Source organism: Pseudomonas sp. WOUb67 (assembly GCF_050058005.1).
Lineage (GTDB): Bacteria > Pseudomonadota > Gammaproteobacteria > Pseudomonadales > Pseudomonadaceae > Aquipseudomonas > Aquipseudomonas putida_R.
The window spans coordinates 2,363,281-2,381,258 of record NZ_CP170112.1 but is presented as its reverse complement, the minus strand read 5'-3'; the positions used below and the strand labels follow the sequence as shown (position 1 = coordinate 2,381,258).

Sequence of the window (17,978 nt, the reverse complement as noted above, 5' to 3'; positions counted from 1 at the left end):
TTAGTGGTGGTGGCCGCAGTCGGGGCCATGGACGTGATCGTCGTCTTCGCCAACCTCGGCCGGCTCCATTTCCAGCTGCAGGCTGACCAGGTTGGTGGCCATCGGACGCAGCAGCAGGTTGGCGTATTCGGTGTCGTCTTCGTCAACGTCCACACCGATCAGCAGCTGGCCGCGGCCGTCTTGCTGAATCCACACTTCCTTGCCTTGCCAAACCACGGCAAAGCGGGTGCAGGAGGTTTCCAGCTGGGTGCCGTCTTCATCTTCGAGGATCAGGCGCAGGGCGTCGGTCATTGCAAAGTCTCTCTTCAAGGTTGGCGTTGGAACGGGTATACCGAGCCCAACTTCAGGATCTGGGTCAATTCGTCCAGTGCCGTACGGCATTCCACCAGCAGCTGCGGGTCGGCCAGGTCCGCTTCGCCCAGGCGATCGCGGTAATGCCTGTCGACCCACTGCACCAAGGTGTCGTACAGCGGGGCGGTCATGATAACGCCTTGGTTGACCGCCGCCAGTTCCGATTCCTTCAACGCCACGCGCAACCGCAGGCAAGCCGGGCCGCCGCCGTTCTGCATGCTTTGCTTGAGGTCGAATACCTTGACCTCCTTCACCGGGCCACCCTGGCTGGTCAGCTGGCCCAGGTAGGCCCAGACCCGCTCGTTGTTGCGGCACTCTTCCGGCACCACCAGCAGCATGGAGCCGTCATCGCGGCTGAGCAGCTGGCTGTTGAACAGGTAGGAGCGCACGGCGTCCTCGACCGCTACCGCTGCCCGCGGCACACAGATGGCCTGGAAGTTGCCACCCTTGCTGGCCAGTTTAGCTCGCAGCTGACCAAGCACCGCGTCGGTCTCGAGGAACGCATCCTCGTGGTAGAACAGCACCTCGCCGTTACCCACCGAAATCACATCGTTGTGGAACACGCCCTGGTCGATCACCGCCGGGTTCTGTTGAGCGTAGACCACACCGCCATCGCTCAGCCCATGCAGCCGGGCCACGGCCTGCGAGGCCTCCAGGGTCTGCCGGGCCGGGTACTTCTGCGGCGCCGGGTAACGGCTGTCGAAGGCACTGCGGCCATAGACGAAGAACTCCACACCCGCGTCGCCATAGGCACGGCAGAAGCGCGTGTGGTTGGCCGCGCCCTCGTCACCGAACTGTGCCACGGCAGGCAATGCTTCGTGGTGGGCAAAGTGTTTCTCGTTGTTGAACATGGCGCCCAGCACACGGCTGGTGGTCGGGTGCTCGATGCTGCGGTGGTACTTGCAGTTCAGGTTGGCGGCAGTGAAGTGCACGCGGCCATCTGCGGTGTCGGCACTGGGGCTGACCGTGGCGGCGTTGGCCACCCACATGCTCGAGGCCGAGCAGCTGGCGACCAGCAGAGGCATGGCCTCTTTGGCAGCACGCTGGATCACCTCGGCATCGCTGCCGCCAAAGCCCAGGCGGCGCAGCGCGGCCACATCCGGGCGCTCTTGCGGCGCCAGCACGCCCTGCTTGAAGCCCATGTCGGCCAGCGCTTTCATTTTCGCCAGGCCTTGGCGCGCCGCTTCACGCGGGCTGGAACCCTGCTGGCTGTTGCTCTGCGAAGCCACGTTGCCGTAAGACAGGCCGCCATAGTTGTGGGTAGGCCCCACCAGGCCATCAAAATTCACTTCATAGGATTTCATCGGCTAGGCTCCGTGACCTGTTGTTATAGGGTGACGCCCGGCGTCAGGGTCGCCGGCAAGGCAAGGCTGGCGGTTTCCAGCGAAGCCACGGGGTAAGCGCAGTAGTCAGCCGCGTAATAGGCACTGGCGCGATGGTTGCCACTGGCACCCACGCCACCGAACGGCGCGCTGCTGGCGGCGCCGGTCAGTTGCTTGTTCCAGTTGACGATGCCGGCGCGGCTGCGCAGCCAGAAGTACTGGTAGCGGGCACGCGAGTCGGACAGCAAGCCAGCGGCCAGGCCGTACTGGGTGTTGTTGGCTTCATCGATGGCGGCATCGAAGTCGGCATAACGGATCACCTGCAGCAGCGGGCCGAAGAACTCTTCATCCGGGCGCTCGGCCACGGCTGTGACATCGACAATACCTGGGGTCAGCAGCGCGGCATCGGCCTGCGGCTGAGTCATTTCCAGCAGTTTCACGCCACCTTTGGCGGCCAGTTCGGCCTGGGCCGCAATCAGCGCCCGCGCCGCCTGCAGCGAAATGACCGAGCCCATGAACGGCGCCGGCTGTTCATCGAACGCACCCACCGTGATGGTTTTGCACACCTCGACCAGGCGCGCGATCAGTGCATCCCCCCAGGCGCCTTGCGGCACCAGCAGGCGCCGCGCGCAGGTGCAACGCTGGCCGGCGGAAATGAACGCCGACTGGATGATGGTGTACACCGCGGCGTCGAGGTCTTTCACCTCGTCGACCACGAGCGGGTTGTTGCCCCCCATTTCCAGGGCCAGGATTTTGTCCGGGCGACCGGCGAACTGCTGGTGCAGCAGGTTGCCGGTGCGGCTGGAGCCGGTGAAGAACAGGCCATCGATCCCCGGGTTGGCGGCCAGCGCCACACCGGTTTCGCGGGCGCCCTGCACCAGGTTCAGCACGCCCGCCGGCAGGCCGGCGGCGATCCAGCAGTTGACGGTCAGCTCGGCAACCTTGGGCGTCAGCTCGCTGGGCTTGAACACCACGCAGTTACCCGCCAGCAGCGCCGGCACGATATGGCCATTGGGCAGGTGACCGGGGAAGTTGTAGGGGCCGAACACCGCCACCACGCCATGGGGCTTGTGCCGCAGCACGGCGGTGGCGTCAGCCAGCGGGCCGCTCTTTTCACCGGTGCGCTCGCGGTAGCTTTGTACCGAGATCGCCACCTTGTTGATCATGCTGGTGACTTCGGTCGCCGATTCCCACAGCGGCTTTCCGGTTTCCTCACCAATGCACTGGGCCAAGGCTTCGGCATGCTTTTTCAGCTGCTCGGTGAACTTCTCCAGCACGTCGATGCGCGCTTCCAGGCTCAGTTGCGCCCAGGCCGGAAAGGTCTGGCGCGCGGCCTGCACGGCGGCGTCCACCTGGCTGGCGTCAGCGCCCTGCCCTTGCCAGACGACAGCCTGGGTCACCGGGTTCAGCGACTGCAGGGGTTCGCCCTGCCCCGCCAGCCAATTGCCTGCGATGTAATGCGTGGTCATTTACTGGGCCTCCCGGCTGGCCGACAGCGGCACGGCGCGCACGTTGTCGCCGGCGCCCATGCGCAGACGCTTGGCGGTCAACGGGTCGACCACCAGGGTACCGGCGGCCAGCCGCGCAGGCGCGGCCGTGATGCGGCAATCGTCGCGCTTGCGGTTGTGGATGATGTAAGGGGTGGCGTCATCGCCCGGCGTGCCCACCGCCAGCACCAGCGTCTGGCTCTCGCGCACGGCGCGGATCTTGGCGGTATCACACTCGATGGCCGGGCCTGCGTCGAAGATGTCGACATAGCCCTGGTAGTTGAAGCCTTCCTGCTTGAGCATGGCCAGCGCCGGCTCGGTGTCGACGTGCACACGGCCGATTACCTCGCGCGCCGCCTCGGACAGGAAGCAGGTGTACAGCGGGAACTTGGGCATCAGCTCGGCGATGAACGACTTGTTGCCAACGCCGGTCAGGTAGTCCGCCTGGCTGAACTCCATCTTGAAGAAATGCCGGCCAAGGCTTTCCCAGAACGGCGAACGGCCCTGCTCGTCGGACATTCCGCGCATTTCGGCAATGATCTTCTTGCCGAACAGCTCCGGGAACTCGGCAATGAACAGCATGCGCGCACGCGACAGCAGGCGGCCATTGAGCCCGGAGCGGTGGTCGCTGCGCAGGAACAGCGAGCACAGCTCGGAGTTGCCGGTCAGGTCGTTGGCAAGGAACAGGGTGGGGATTTCGCGATAGATCTTCAGCTCCTGCGAGGCGCTGACGGTCAGGCCGACCCGGTAGTTGTACCAAGGCTCGCGCAGGCCGACGGCACCGGCGATGGCACTGATGCCGACCACCAGGCCTTCGTCGTTTTCCAGCACGAACAGGTAGTCGGTGTCGCCACGCTCGGCTTCGCCACGGAAGCTCTTTTCCGCCCAGCCAACGCGATGCCCCAGGCGCTCTTCGTTGGCCGGCAGCGTGGTCAGCCCGGTGGTGCCGGTGCTGCGTGCCAATTCGATCAACGCAGGCAAATCGCTGCTGCGTACAGGACGAACGATCATGCTATCTCCTTGTGCGGCGGCGTTGGCCGGCGCAAAACTCTTCTAACGCATCAATCCCGAAACGTCTGTTACCAGACCTCAGACCGCGACCAGGCGCACGCTGCCACCCTCGCCCACACCCAGCGCGTCGGCCGCAGCCACGCTCAGGCTCACCGGCTTGCCGGGCACCCAGTCGAGGTCCAGCAGCACCGCGCGGTAGTCCTGCAACTGGCCATTGCACACCAGGTAAGGGCGCCCACCCTTGCCCGCGGCTTCATCGATTTTCACCGGCGCCGAGCGGCTCTGGGCGATCGAGCGAATGCCCGAGGTGCGCGCATGCAGGGTCGGGCCGCCATCGAAGATGTCGATGTAGTGCTCGGTTTCGAAGCCTTCACGCATGAGGATGTCGAAGGTGATCTGCGCGCGCGGGTGCACCTGGCCCATGGCTTCTTGCGCCTCATCGGGCAGCAACGGCACGTAGATCGGGTAGTGCGGCATCAGTTCGGCGAGGAAGGTACGGCTCTTCAGGCCACACAGGCGCTCGGCGTCGGAGTAGTTGAGGTCGAAGAAATTGCGGCCGATGGCATCCCAGAACGGCGATTCGCCATTCTCGTCGCTGTAGCCGACGATTTCGGTCACGACCGAGTCGGCGAAACGCTCCGGGTGCGCGGCCATGAACAGCAGGCGACCGCGCGAATTGAGCTCGGCCCAGCCGCTGTTCACCAGCTCCGGCAATACATAGAAGCTGGTCAGCAGGCTGTTGCCGGTCAAGTCATGACACAACGACAGCACGTGGATCTTGTTGTGGATCTTCAGCTCGCGCGAGGCGTGCACGAAGGTTTCGTTACGAAAGCTGTAGAACGGCTCGGAGTAGCCAGCCGAAGCGACAATGGCCGAGCAGCCGGCCAGCTTGCCGGTCTCGCTGTCTTCAAGCACAAAGAAGTAGCTTTCTTCGCCGTTGAAGCTGACCTCGGCGGCGAAGGAAGTCTCGGATGCGGCGATCTTGTCGCCCAGGCGAGCAGCGTCGTCCGGCAGCGAGGTGACACCAATGGGGCTGTCTGCAGCCATGCGCTGCACTTCATTCAGATCAGCCATTTGCGCGGGGCGCATCACCAGCATGGTGTCACTCCTTTGGAATACGGGCCGCTCACGGCGGCACGGAAAAACGGCAGGTACGCGGGCACCTGCAGTGGAATCGGGTATCGCCGACCAGGCCCGCGAGTGGCCTGGGCCGGCGAAAGGACCGCAGGCGGATCAGCCTTTGGTCAGCGTGGCCACAGCGCGCTCGAAGCGGTCCAGGCCTTCATCGATGTCGGCGTCTTCAACCACCAGGCTTGGCGCAAAACGCACTACGTCCGGGCCGGCCTGCAGCACCATCACGCCTTCTTTCTCGGCGGCGTTGAGCACGTCCTTGGCCTTGCCTTGCCAGGCCTCGGTCAGTACGCAGCCGAGCAGCAGGCCGACACCCCGCACCTGGGTGAACAGGTTGTACTTCTGGCCAATCTGTTCCAGGCGGGCCTTGAAGCGTGCGTGCTTGGCCTTGATGCCGGCCAGGGTTTCAGGGGTATTGACCACATCCAGCACCGCGCAGGCGACAGCGCAGCCCAGTGGGTTGCCGCCGTAGGTGGTGCCGTGGGTGCCGACGGCCAGGTGCTTGGCCAGTTCGGTGGTGGTCAGCATGGCGCCGATCGGGAAGCCACCGCCCAGGCTCTTGGCGCTGGTCAGGATGTCAGGCGTCACGCCGTAGTGCTGGTAGGCATACAGCGAACCGGTACGGCCCACGCCGGTCTGCACTTCGTCGAAGATCAGCAGGGCGTTGTGCTCGTCGCACAGCTTGCGCGCGCCTTCCAGGTAGGCCAGGTCAGCCGGTACCACGCCGCTTTCGCCCTGGATCGGTTCGATCACCACGGCGCAGGTCTTGTCCGAAATCTGGGCTTTCAGGGCCTCGAGGTCGTTGTACGGCACGTGGCTGATGCCGGTGATCTTCGGGCCGAAGCCGTCGGAGTACTTCGGCTGGCCACCGACACTGACGGTGAACAGGGTGCGGCCGTGGAAGCTGTTCACGGTGGCGATGATTTCGTGCTTTTCCGGGCCGAAGCGGTCATGGGCGACGCGACGGGCCAGCTTGAAGGCGGCCTCGTTGGCCTCGGCGCCGGAGTTGCAGAAGAACGCCCGGTCGGCAAAGGTGGCGTCCACCAGCTTGTGGGCCAGGCGCAGGGCCGGCTCGTTGGTAAACACGTTGGATACGTGCCAGAGGGTGTTGGCCTGGTCGGTCAGGGCCTTGACCAGCGCCGGGTGGCAGTGGCCCAGGGCATTTACCGCGATGCCACCGGCAAAGTCGATCAACTCGCGACCCGACTGGTCCCACACACGGGAGCCCTCGCCTCGCACAGGAATGAAGGCCGCCGGAGAATAGTTGGGGACCATGACCTGGTCGAAATCGGCACGTTGCACCGGGGCTTGCTCAACGGACATCTGAGTCTCCTGAAGAGGAACGCTGGCCTGGAAGTGGGCGAGCGATGGGGGGATTGTAAGGACTGATCCGCGCCTGTCCTTGCGGCCAAGCGACAACTTGTTACAGCGCAAAACCCAGTTTTGACAAGGCTTTCGGCAATGCGACAAACACTGTCGCAATCGCGCAGTGTACGGGAGAGAGGATGCTGGGTGAACGGGTGTTCACAGGCAATTCGGGAAAGCGGCGGGTGCAAGTCGTTGTTGTTGTGTTGTGGCGCAAATCGAGCGCCGCCCGCGCGGCGCATCGCGGATAAATCCGCTCCTACATTTGTTGCAACGTGCCGAATCTGATACGCCATGGTTGCCTGCCTTGGTGCATGTCTTGAGTCTTGCAAACCGGCTGACAACCATGGCCTCACAGGCATGGCCACGTTGCAACAAATGTAGGAGCGGATTTATCCGCGATGCGCCGCGCGGGCGGCGCTCGATTTGCGCCCCACCATCACCCCCAAGGCATACACCCCGAACCCAACCGAGATCTCAGCCCTTTTCGGCAGGCGCCGAGCTCAGTTCGAACGGGCTACTACTGCGCCGCTGGTTGCGGTCTTCCCGTGGCGTGGCGCCAAAGAAGTTGCGATAGGCACTGGAAAAATGCGGCCCCGAGGAGAAGCCACAGGACAAGCCAATCTGGATGATCGACTTACTGGTCTGCATCAGCATCTGCCGCGCCTTGTTCAGCCGCAGCTCCAGGTAGTACTGGCTCGGCACGCGGTTCAGGTACTGCTTGAAGATGCGTTCCAGCTGCCGACGCGACACGCACACATGCTGGGCAATCTCGTCGGTGGTCAGCGGCTCTTCGATGTTGGCTTCCATCAACAGCACCGCCTGGGTCAGCTTGGGGTGGCTCGAACCCAGGCGGTTCTGCAGCGGAATTCGCTGGCGCTCGCCCCCCTCGCGGATGCGCTCCACCACCAGTTCTTCCGACACCGCCCCCGCCAGCTCCGCCCCGTGATCACGGGCCAGCACTGCCAGCAGCAGGTCGGCCACGGCGATACCGCCACAGGCCGTCAGGCGATCACGGTCCCAGTCGAACAGGTGGCTGGTGGCAATGACCTTGGGGAAGCGTTCGGCAAAATCGTCCTGCCAGCGCCAGTGCACCGCAGCCCGGTAACCGTCGAGCAGGCCCAGCATCGCCAGCGGATAAACCCCTGCCGCCAGGCCGCCGACCATGCAGCCACTGCGCGCCAACTGCTTGAGCGCAGTCGACAAGGCAGCCCCTAGCGCCGCAGGCGGCTCGTCAGCCACCAGGAACAGTTTGTGGCAACCCTCCAGGCGGCCGGCCCACGGCTCGCCCGGCAGGCGCCAACCACCCTCTGGCGCAGGCTCCGCCTGCAGGAAGGCCAGTTCGTAGACCACATCCGGATGCACCCGCTGCGCCACCTGCAACACTTCCTCGGCCAGCGCCAGGGTCAAGGGCCTGGTGCTGGGCCAGATGAGAAAACCGATTCGCTGGGTGGTCATAGGGTGCGGTCCGAAACCTGAGGTCGTTCGAGTCTGTGCGCCGGGTCAGGCTGCGCTCGCAGCGCAGCATGCCCTATTCTGGTGCAAAAATGCAGCTTTTACTTCAGGCTGCCGGAGAGGAACTGCTTCAGGCGCTCCGACTGCGGGTTGGCCAGTACTTCGCGTGGGCAGCCGGCTTCTTCCACCAGGCCTTTGTGCAGGAACACCAACTGGTTGGACACCTCGCGAGCAAAGCCCATTTCGTGGGTCACCACCACCATCGTCCGGCCTTCCTGGGCCAGCGCCTGCATGACCTTGAGCACATCGCCCACCAGCTCCGGGTCGAGCGCCGAAGTCGGCTCGTCGAACAGCATAACCTCTGGTTCCACGGCCAGGGCCCGGGCAATTGCCACACGCTGTTGCTCGCCACCCGACATATGCCCGGGGAAGGCGTCCTTGCGGTGGGAAACCCCCACCTTGGCCAGGTAGTGCTCGGCCTTTTCAAGGGCTTCTTTCTTGTTCATGCCCAGCACGTGGACCGGCGCCTCGATCACGTTCTCCAGCGCCGTCATGTGCGACCACAGGTTGAAGTGCTGGAACACCATCGACAGGCGCGAGCGCATGCGCTGCAGCTGGCGCGGGTCGGCGGCCTTCAGCGCACCGTCCTTGCCGGCGACCAGCTTGAGCTCTTCGTTGTTGAGCAGGATCTTGCCGGCGTGCGGCTGCTCCAGCAGGTTGATGCAGCGCAGGAAGGTCGACTTGCCCGAACCACTGGAGCCGATGATGCTGATGACGTCGCCGGCCTTGGCCGCCAGGGACACGCCCTTGAGCACTTCATGGCTGCCGTAGCGCTTGTGCAGGTCTTGGACTTCGAGTTTGTACATGCTGTCGATTCTCACAAAGCGGTCAGTGCTTGCGCGGCGCCAGGTAGCCGAGCCAGCGGCGTTCGGCCATCTTGAACAGGCGCACCAGGATGAAGGTCAGGCACAGGTAGAACACGCCCGCCGTGATGTAGGCCTCGAAAGGCAGGTAGTACTGGGCATTGACCGTGCGTGCGGCACCGGTGATGTCGATGAGGGTGACGATCGACGCCAGGCTGGTGGTCTGCAGCATCATGATCACTTCGTTGCTGTACTGCGGCAGCGCCCGGCGCAGGGCCGACGGCAGCAGGATGCGCCGGTACATCTTCATGCGCGACATGCCCATGGCCTTGGCCGCCTCGATCTCGCCATGGGGTGTGGCCTTGAGGCTGCCGGCGATGATTTCTGCGGTGTAGGCACTGGTGTTGACACCGAACGCCAGGCAGGCGCAGAAGGTGGCGCTGGACAGCAGCGGCCAGAGGAAGCTTTCTCGCACGGCTTCGAACTGCGCCAGGCCGTAATAGATCAGGAACAGCTGCACCAGCATCGGCGTGCCGCGAATCACGTAGGTGTAGAGCCACGCCACGAGATTGACCACAGGCTGCTTCGACACGCGCATCAGGCCCAGCGGAATGGCCGCCAACAGGCCGAAGAACAGCGAAATCGCCAGCAGCTTGAGGGTGGTCAGCAGGCCGCCGAAGTACAACGGCAATGCCTCCCAGACGACGTTGTAGTCAAAAATCATAGTTCAGCCACCTTCACGCCCACCGAGTAGCGGCGCTCGAGATACTTCAGGGCCAGCAGCGAGACGCTGGTCAGCACCAGGTACAGGGCCGCCACCGCCAGGAAGAAGGTGAAAGGCTCGCGGGTGGCATCGGCCGCCTGCTTGGCCTTGAACATCATGTCCTGCAGGCCGACCACCGAAATCAGCGCGGTGGCCTTGGTCAGCACCAGCCAGTTGTTGGTGAAGCCCGGGATCGCCAGGCGAATCATTTGCGGCACCTGGATGCGGAAGAACACCTGGCGGTTGCTCATGCCATACGCCACGCCTGCTTCGGCCTGGCCCTTGGGAATGCCGAGGAAAGCACCGCGGAAGGTTTCCGACAGGTACGCGCCAAAGATGAAGCCCAGCGTGCCGATACCCGCCGCCAGCGGGTTCAGGTCGATGTAGTCTTCGTAGCCGAGCAGCGGTGCCACCCGGTTGATGATGTCTTGCCCGCCGTAGAAGATCAGCAGGATCAGGACCAGGTCCGGAATACCACGGATAACGGTGGAATACAGATCGCCCAGCCAGGCCAGCCAGCGCACCGGCGACAAGCGCAGCGCCACACCGATCAGGCCGAGCACGATGGCCAGGGCCATCGACGACAGGGCGAGCTGCAGCGTCAGCCACGCCCCGTCGAGGATGACTGCCCCGTAGCCTTTCAACATGATGAGGTCCTCGACCTAGAGAATGAAAAATGGTGCAAACCTCAGAGCCTCTGCTGTTTGCACCATTGCACAGGTGAAACCCGACGTCTTAGTTCGAGTCTGGACCGTAGATGTCGAAGTTGAAGTACTTCTTCTCGATTTCTTTGTACTTGCCGTTGGCACGGATGGCGTCGATGGCCGCGTTGATACGCTCGACGTTGGCCTTGTCACCCTTGCGCACGGCAATGCCGATGCCGTCACCGAAGTACTTGGCGTCGGTGAAGGCCGGGCCTACGAAGGCGAAGCCCTTGCCGGCGTCGGTCTTGAGGAAGCCGTCTTCCAGCAGGGTGGCGTCAGCCACGGTGCCGTCGAGGCGGCCAGCTGCCACGTCCAGGTAGATTTCGTTCTGGGTGCCGTAAGGCACCACGGTGGCACCTTTGGCGCCCAGTACTTCCTTGGCGAAGCGGTCATGGATCGAGCCGCGCTGCACGCCGATCTTCTTGCCTTTCAGCTCGTCCAGGCTTTCGCTAACAGCGGTGCCGTCCTTCATGACCAGGCGTGCCGGGGTCAGGTAGTAGCGCTTGGTGAAGTCGACCGACTTCTTGCGGTCTTCAGTGATCGACATGGACGACAGGATGGCGTCGATCTTGCGCACTTTCAGCGCAGGGATCAGGCCGTCGAACTCCTGCTCGACCCAGGTGCACTTGGCTTTCATCTGTTCGCACAGGGCGTTGCCGATGTCGTAGTCGAAACCGGCGATGCTGCCATCGGGCTGCTTGAAGGCGAAGGGTGGGTAGGCGGCTTCAATGCCGATTTTCAGGGGTTTTTCATCGGCCTGCGACACCAGGGAAAACACAGACAGCGCCAGGGCGCCAAGCAGTGCGAGCTTCTTCATCAGGTAACTCCATCGGTACGGGGCAATACAAGGCAGGTAACAACTGCCCGATATGCGAATGGGTACAACGCGAGCCGCGCAGGGTTCGACCAAGGTCGCAGACCACGAGCGAGTGAGTGGCATTTTAGCGACAGCCCGGTAGTCGATATTTCTTCAAAGCGACAACTACTTACAGAAGCGCTTGAAACCGCTGCGGGCGATGTTGACAGCCAGTGCAAAATATGCAAAAGCGCAAGAAATAGAACCTATAGACCTAGCAATTCCTGGGCCTATTATTGGCAAAGCCTTGTACTACGGCAAGTGTAGCGTGCTGTGTTGCACAAAATGGCTACGGCAATGCACCGAAACGGGCCGGATTTGTTTCTTCGCGCCCCGAACTTGTGCGAGACCGGTGACAGAACAGTTACCGATGAATGTCGGGTAACAGTAAAGCAAAAACCCCGCCGGTTGCCCGGGCGGGGTTTTCTGGTGCGCTCACATCTTCCTGTAGGAGCGGCCTTTTGTGGGAGCGGGCGCGCCCGCGAAGCAGGCAACCCGGTGGATGGCACCGGCTGCGCCGGTGTTCGCGGGCACGCCCGCTCCCACATAAGGCCGCCCGCACAAGGGCCCACGCTCTGCCTCGATATCAGGCCGAAGCCAGGTTCATGGCCTTGTGGGTATCGATCAGGTGCTGCACCACACCCGGGTCAGCCAGGGTCGAGATATCGCCCAGCGCATCGTATTCACCGGTGGCAATCTTGCGCAGGATACGGCGCATGATCTTGCCCGAACGGGTCTTCGGCAGCCCCGGCGCCCACTGGATCACGTCCGGCGAGGCGATCGGGCCGATTTCCTTGCGCACCCAGTTTTTCAGTTCCAGGCGCAGTTGCTCACTGGCCTCGATACCGGAATTGAGGGTGACATACACATAGATGCCCTGGCCCTTGATGTCGTGCGGCACGCCAACCACTGCGGCCTCGGCAACTTTCGAATGCGCGACCATGGCGCTTTCGATTTCGGCAGTACCCATACGGTGGCCGGAGACGTTGAGTACGTCATCCACGCGGCCGGTGATCCAGTAGTAGCCATCCTCGTCGCGGCGCGCGCCGTCGCCGGTGAAGTACATGCCACGGAAGGTCTTGAAGTAGGTGTCGACGAAGCGGTCGTGGTCGCCGTACAGCGAACGCGACTGGCCCGGCCAGGAGTCGAGGATCACCAGGTTGCCTTCGGCCGCACCCTCGATCAGGTTACCCAGGTTGTCCACCAGCGCGGGCACCACACCAAAGAACGGGCGGGTTGCCGAGCCCGGCTTGAGGCCGGTGGCGCCCGGCAGCGGGCTGATCAGGATGCCGCCGGTTTCGGTCTGCCACCAGGTGTCGACGATCGGGCAACGCTCCTTGCCTACAGTCTTGTAGTACCAGTTCCACGCTTCAGGGTTGATCGGCTCGCCCACCGAGCCCAGCAGGCGCAGGCTGGAACCATCGGCCCCTTCAACAGCGGCCTGCCCTTCGGCCATCATCGCGCGAATGGCGGTTGGCGCGGTGTAGAGGATGTTGACCTTGTGCTTGTCGACGATCTTCGAGACGCGGGTAATGTCCGGGTAGTTCGGCACGCCTTCGAACAGCAAGGTGGTGGCGCCATTGGCCAGCGGGCCATAAACGATGTAGCTGTGGCCAGTGACCCAACCGACGTCGGCGGTACACCAGTAGACCTCACCCGGGCGGTAGTCGAACACACGCTCATGGGTCAGCGCGGCATACACCAGGTAACCGCCGGTGGTGTGCAACACACCCTTCGGCTTGCCCGTGGAGCCAGAGGTATAAAGGATGAACAGCGCTTCTTCAGCACCCATTTCTTTTGGCGCGCAGTGGCTGGAGGCCACTTTCATCAGGTCTTCGTACCAGATGTCGCGGTGCTGGTGCCAGGCAATATCACCACCGGTGCGCTTGCACACGATGATCTTCTGCACGCTTTTGGTTTCAGGGTTGGTCAGCGCCAGGTCGACGTTGGCCTTGAGCGGGGTACGACGGCCGCCACGCACGCCTTCGTCGGCGGTGATCACCACCTTGGACTCGCAATCGATGATGCGGCCGGCCAACGCTTCAGGGGAGAAGCCACCGAACACCACCGAGTGAATCGCGCCAATGCGGGCACACGCCAGCATGGCGACCACGGCCTCGGGGATCATCGGCATGTAGATGGTCACCACGTCACCACGGTGCACGTCCTGGCCACGCAGGGCGTTGGCGAACTTGCAGACCTGCTCGTGCAGTTCACGGTAAGTGATGTTGCGGTGTTCGGAAGGGTCGTCGCCTTCCCAGATGATGGCCAGCTGGTCGCCGCGCTCTTCGAGGTGGCGGTCCAGGCAGTTGGAGGAAACGTTCAGAGTGCCGTCGGCGAACCATTTGATATCGACGTGGTGGTCGTCAAAGGAGGTTTGCTTGACCTTGGTGAACGGTTTGATCCAGTCGATACGCTGGGCCTGCTCGCGCCAGAAGCCGTCCGGGTTGATCACCGATTTCTGGTACATGGCCTTGTAGGTGGCCTCGTCGGTCAGGGTAGTGGCCGCAACCTCGGGACGAACGGGATACAGTGGAGCCGCACTCATCTGTGTTACCTCGGTGTAATAGTTGTTTTTGTATGGAACCGTTTGTAACTGTACCAGAGCGACAAAAGCCATTCGACGTTGGTAGTAATTTGGTACGCCCGTTCCGGCAAAGCCCTCTAGCGCGGGCATTACAGCCTATGCGGCGAAAAAAAGAAGGGGGTTAACACGGGATTGTTACAGATTCTGTCAAAACACTTTATCAAAAGACCCACTGTTTCAGCCGTGGCCACCGCCATAAAATTCACCTCGCCAGCAACGGCAAGGCGATTAACAACTGGTAACAGCCCCCACGAAGGCAAGCGTTAATCTCCATCTCATCCCGATAGTTAAAACTAGCAATACTCGCGGCGCCATAAGCGCCGCGTGCCCCCTCACGACCTTAGACAGGTAAATAGAAAATGAAAGCTTTACTGGTATTGGTACTTGGCAGTCTTTGCGGCGCGGCGATGGCCGGCGAAGCCAAAGATGCCGAGCAGATTCCGGTTGAACAGTACAGTTACTCGCAGCACCTGGACATTGCCCGCGTCATTTCCATGAGCGAAGTGCCCAATGTGTGCGAAGTCGTGCCAGCCCGCATGACCTACGAGGACTCCCAGGGCCAGAAGCACATTCTCGAATACCGCGTGATGGGGAACGGCTGCTCTAACGGCTAACCCTTGAGATTTGGGCCCCTGCGGGGCCCTTCGCGGGCTTGCCCGCTCCCACAGGGATCGCACAGCTTTCAAGCTCTGTGCAGTAACTGTGGGAGCGGGCAAGCCCGCGAAGAATCCGACACAAGACTATCAGGTTATTAATAACCCGCTTTAATCTGCTGACTTGCCCAAGGAATAATCCCTCAACTTGTTGGCAATAGTCGTATGCGAAACACCCAATCTTTTCCCCAACGCCCGACTACTCGAAAACTCCCCCATCAAACTTTCCAGTACCGCTTTTTCAAAGCGCCCGACAATCTGCGAAAGATCCCCTTCCAGCGAAAACTCACCCAACGGTTGCCGCGCGCCATAATCCGGCAAGCGTATATGCTCGCTCTTGACCACGCCGCCTTCACATAAAGAAACCGCCTGGAACAATACGTTTTCCAACTGCCTTACATTGCCCGGCCAATGGTATTGCCCAAGTTTTTCCATGGCTGCCGGCGCCAGGCGGGGCATGGCGCAGCCGATCTGCCGGCTGGCCTGATCGAGAAAGTGCTGCACCAACCCCTCCAGCCCATCCATGCATTCACGCAAAGGCGGAATGTGCAGCGACAATACGTTGAGGCGGTGATACAGGTCCTGACGAAACTCCCCACGGGCACACAGCTCGGACAAATCCACCTGGGTCGCGCAAATTACCCGCACATCCAGGTAGACCTCTTCATCGCTGCCTACCCGGCGAAAGCAACCGTCCTGCAGAAAGCGCAGCAACTTCACTTGCAGGCGCGGGCTCATCTCCCCTACCCCATCAAGAAACAGCGTGCCGCCGGCAGTCAGCTCCAGCAGCCCCAGCTTGCCCTCGGCCCGCGCTCCTTCGAATGCCCCGGGGCCGTAGCCGAACAGCTCGGTCTCGGCCATCGACTCGGGCAACCCGGCACAATTGAGCGCCATCAGCGGTGACTGGCCGCGCGGGCTGGCCAGGTGGCAGGCGCGCGCCAGCAGCTCCTTGCCGGTACCGGTCTCGCCTTCAATCAGCAACGGGGCATCCAGCGGCGCCATGCGCCGCGCCTCACGCACCACGGCGGCCATTACCCGCGAGCTCTGGAAGATGCTGTCGAAACCGCGCAGCTCCTGCTTGCGCACATTGTAGATGCGCTCGCCGATGCGGTCGGCCCGGTGCAAGGTAAGTACCGCGCCCGCCAGCGCCTCACTGTCATCGTGCTCGGACTGCAACGGCGCGATATCGGCCAGGAACACATCGCCTTTGACCTTGATGCGCATGCCATTGATGCGCGACTTGTTGGCTCGCACCAGCTCCGGCAGGTCGAAGTCTTCCACGTAGCGCGCCAGCGGCATGCCCGGCACCTCGTCCACCCGCACCCCCAGCAGCTGCGCCGCCGTGCGGTTGGCGGCGACGATACTGCCGCCCATGTCGATCGACAGCACCGGGAAATCCAGTGCGCCCAGCAGCGCATTCAGCTCCATGTGCCGCCGCTCGCTGGGCATCAGCCCTACGCGCTTGACGCCGAATACCCCGGCAATCGCCTCGAACTTGGGCCGCAATGCCTGGAACTGCAGGTTGATCAGGTTCGGGCAGTGCAGGTAGATGGCGTTGCCGTGGTCACCGCCCACCTCGCCGCGCAGCACGTTGATGCCGTACTCCACCAGCAGGTTGAGGATGTCGCGCAGGATGCCAATGCGGTTCTGGCAATGCACTTTGATACGCATGAGGGCTCTCGAAGCGCCAATGTTTTTCAACACCGCGCAGAAAATTCGTAAAGATAAGCTGACAAAAACAGCGTAACGATCAGCCAGATGCCTCGGATTTTCCGACACCTGCCCGATTTTGTAAAATTATCGTTACGAAATTGGGAGTGACGCGCAACTACAAGCCCTGCCCTGCATCGTGCAAACCGCCCCGGGTGGGGATATTACTTAGGCATGTCCTGCACATAACAAGAAAAGCCCTCACCAGGAGAGCCTCATGAAACAGACGCAATACGTGGCACGCGAGCCCGATGCGCATGGTTTTATCGATTACCCGCAGCAAGAGCATGCGGTATGGAACACCCTGATCACCCGCCAGCTGAAAGTGATCGAAGGCCGCGCGTGCCAGGAATACCTGGACGGTATCGACCAGCTCAAGCTGCCCCATGACCGTATCCCACAACTGGGCGAGGTCAACAAGGTGCTGGGCGCCACCACCGGCTGGCAAGTTGCCCGGGTACCGGCACTGATCCCTTTCCAGACTTTCTTCGAATTGCTGGCCAGCAAGCGCTTCCCGGTCGCCACCTTCATCCGCACCCCGGAAGAGCTGGACTACCTGCAAGAGCCCGACATCTTCCACGAGATCTTCGGCCACTGCCCGTTGCTGACCAACCCGTGGTTCGCCGAATTCACCCACACCTACGGCAAGCTGGGCCTGGCTGCGACCAAGGAACAACGCGTGTACCTGGCGCGCCTGTACTGGATGACCATCGAGTTTGGCCTGATGGAAACCCCGCAGGGTCGCAAGATCTATGGCGGCGGCATCCTCTCGTCGCCGAAGGAGACCGTCTACAGTCTGTCTGGCGAGCCTGAGCACCAGGCCTTCGACCCGATCGAGGCGATGCGTACGCCGTACCGCATCGACATCCTGCAGCCGCTGTATTTCGTGCTGCCGAACATGAAGCGCCTGTTCGACCTGGCCCACGAAGACATCATGGGCATGGTCCATAAAGCCATGCAGCTGGGCCTGCACGCACCGAAGTTTCCACCGAAGGTCGCCGCCTGAGCGACCTTGCCGATAACAACTCGAACCGGAAAAAAACCATGAATGCCTTGAACCAAGCCCATTGCGAAGCCTGCCGCGCCGATGCCCCGAAAGTCACCGACGAAGAGCTGGCCGAGCTGATTCGCGAAATCCCGGACTGGAACATCGAAGTACGTGACGGCCACATGGAGCTTGAGCGGGTGTTCCTGTTCAAGAACTTCAAGCACGCCTTGGCGTTCACCAACGCCGTGGGCGAAATCGCCGAGGCCGAGGGCCACCACCCGGGGCTGCTGACCGAGTGGGGCAAGGTCACCGTGACCTGGTGGAGCCACTCGATCAAAGGCCTGCACCGCAACGACTTCATCATGTGCGCACGCACTGACAAGGTGGCTGAAACGGCTGAAGGCCGTAAGTAACCACTGAAAAATGGGGCCCAGGCGGCCCCATTTTCTATGGGAAAAATGTGCGCTGTTCGCCCGCAAAACCGACAAGCGACCGGTAAAAAATCCAAACTGTCATCCAGACTTGTGTATCCTGCCCCAGCTTTGCGAAGCTTCAACCGCGCCTGGCGCAGACTTTTCACTCACACTTGCGAGGAACGACGAGATGCACGAAATCCCGAATCTTCCCTTCCCAAGCCTGAACCCAGAAGAGCCATCCGTGACCGTTCACGCCGAACCGGCAGCAGCCGTCGAGCAGGATGGTGACGATCAATCCAGCGCTGACCAGGAATAA

17 protein-coding genes are annotated in these 17,978 nt (G+C 62.2%); 4 read left to right on the top strand and 13 right to left on the bottom strand.

The window, feature by feature from the left end:
* From ABOC32_RS10820 to acs, 12 genes are all read right to left on the bottom strand, one after another.
* On the bottom strand, positions 1-291 hold the full coding sequence (locus tag ABOC32_RS10820; RefSeq protein ID WP_016488488.1) for a hypothetical protein: 291 nt from the start codon (positions 289-291) through the stop codon (positions 1-3).
* A gap of 14 nt (positions 292-305) precedes the next feature.
* Positions 306-1,655, bottom strand: a complete 1,350-nt coding sequence (gene astB, locus ABOC32_RS10815) for an N-succinylarginine dihydrolase (RefSeq protein ID WP_426811012.1) — start codon at positions 1,653-1,655, stop codon at positions 306-308.
* A gap of 23 nt (positions 1,656-1,678) precedes the next feature.
* Positions 1,679-3,142, bottom strand: coding sequence for a succinylglutamate-semialdehyde dehydrogenase (gene astD / locus ABOC32_RS10810; RefSeq protein ID WP_426811011.1), 1,464 nt, complete (start codon positions 3,140-3,142; stop codon positions 1,679-1,681).
* Entirely contained in the window at positions 3,143-4,171 is a 1,029-nt protein-coding gene (astA, locus tag ABOC32_RS10805; RefSeq protein WP_234228813.1) for an arginine N-succinyltransferase, read from the bottom strand.
* 78 nt (positions 4,172-4,249) lie between these two features.
* Positions 4,250-5,269 (bottom strand): arginine/ornithine succinyltransferase subunit alpha, encoded by a 1,020-nt coding sequence (aruF, locus tag ABOC32_RS10800; protein ID WP_086976450.1) that lies wholly within the window; start codon positions 5,267-5,269, stop codon positions 4,250-4,252.
* 135 nt (positions 5,270-5,404) lie between these two features.
* Complete coding sequence (locus ABOC32_RS10795; protein ID WP_426811010.1) at positions 5,405-6,625, bottom strand: aspartate aminotransferase family protein; 1,221 nt, start codon at positions 6,623-6,625, stop codon at positions 5,405-5,407.
* Between the two features lie 519 nt (positions 6,626-7,144).
* Positions 7,145-8,125, bottom strand: coding sequence for a transcriptional regulator ArgR (gene argR / locus ABOC32_RS10790; RefSeq protein WP_426811009.1), 981 nt, complete (start codon positions 8,123-8,125; stop codon positions 7,145-7,147).
* 98 nt (positions 8,126-8,223) lie between these two features.
* A complete protein-coding gene (locus tag ABOC32_RS10785; RefSeq protein WP_234228803.1) occupies positions 8,224-8,988 on the bottom strand; it encodes an ATP-binding cassette domain-containing protein in 765 nt (254 codons plus the stop codon).
* Positions 8,989-9,010: 22 nt separating this feature from the next.
* The gene (locus ABOC32_RS10780) at positions 9,011-9,709 is read right to left on the bottom strand and encodes an ABC transporter permease (protein ID WP_086976446.1); all 699 of its coding nucleotides are present in this window, start codon (positions 9,707-9,709) and stop codon (positions 9,011-9,013) included.
* The gene (locus ABOC32_RS10775) at positions 9,706-10,395 is read right to left on the bottom strand and encodes an ABC transporter permease (protein WP_016498487.1); all 690 of its coding nucleotides are present in this window, start codon (positions 10,393-10,395) and stop codon (positions 9,706-9,708) included. The genes ABOC32_RS10780 and ABOC32_RS10775 overlap by 4 nt, the downstream gene beginning before the upstream one ends.
* 88 nt (positions 10,396-10,483) lie before the next feature.
* Positions 10,484-11,269: an ABC transporter substrate-binding protein gene (locus tag ABOC32_RS10770; protein WP_049274969.1), complete on the bottom strand. Its 786-nt coding sequence runs from the start codon at positions 11,267-11,269 to the stop codon at positions 10,484-10,486.
* A 625-nt stretch (positions 11,270-11,894) separates the two neighbouring features.
* Positions 11,895-13,856, bottom strand: coding sequence for an acetate--CoA ligase (gene acs / locus ABOC32_RS10765; RefSeq protein WP_016498485.1), 1,962 nt, complete (start codon positions 13,854-13,856; stop codon positions 11,895-11,897).
* A 398-nt stretch (positions 13,857-14,254) separates the two neighbouring features.
* Here acs and ABOC32_RS10760 point away from each other — a divergent pair, with 398 nt between their 5' ends.
* Entirely contained in the window at positions 14,255-14,509 is a 255-nt protein-coding gene (locus ABOC32_RS10760; RefSeq protein WP_003254526.1) for a DUF2790 domain-containing protein, read from the top strand.
* A 150-nt stretch (positions 14,510-14,659) separates the two neighbouring features.
* Here ABOC32_RS10760 and ABOC32_RS10755 read toward each other — a convergent pair whose 3' ends face one another.
* Complete coding sequence (locus tag ABOC32_RS10755; protein ID WP_258911631.1) at positions 14,660-16,219, bottom strand: sigma-54-dependent transcriptional regulator; 1,560 nt, start codon at positions 16,217-16,219, stop codon at positions 14,660-14,662.
* A gap of 256 nt (positions 16,220-16,475) precedes the next feature.
* Between ABOC32_RS10755 and phhA the strand changes: the two genes are divergently transcribed.
* The 3 genes from phhA (at position 16,476) to ABOC32_RS10740 (ending at position 17,978) form a co-directional block, all read left to right on the top strand.
* Entirely contained in the window at positions 16,476-17,264 is a 789-nt protein-coding gene (phhA, locus tag ABOC32_RS10750; RefSeq protein ID WP_016498483.1) for a phenylalanine 4-monooxygenase, read from the top strand.
* 38 nt (positions 17,265-17,302) lie between these two features.
* Complete coding sequence (locus ABOC32_RS10745; protein ID WP_003254532.1) at positions 17,303-17,659, top strand: 4a-hydroxytetrahydrobiopterin dehydratase; 357 nt, start codon at positions 17,303-17,305, stop codon at positions 17,657-17,659.
* Positions 17,660-17,849: 190 nt separating this feature from the next.
* Positions 17,850-17,978 (top strand): hypothetical protein, encoded by a 129-nt coding sequence (locus ABOC32_RS10740; RefSeq protein WP_016488505.1) that lies wholly within the window; start codon positions 17,850-17,852, stop codon positions 17,976-17,978.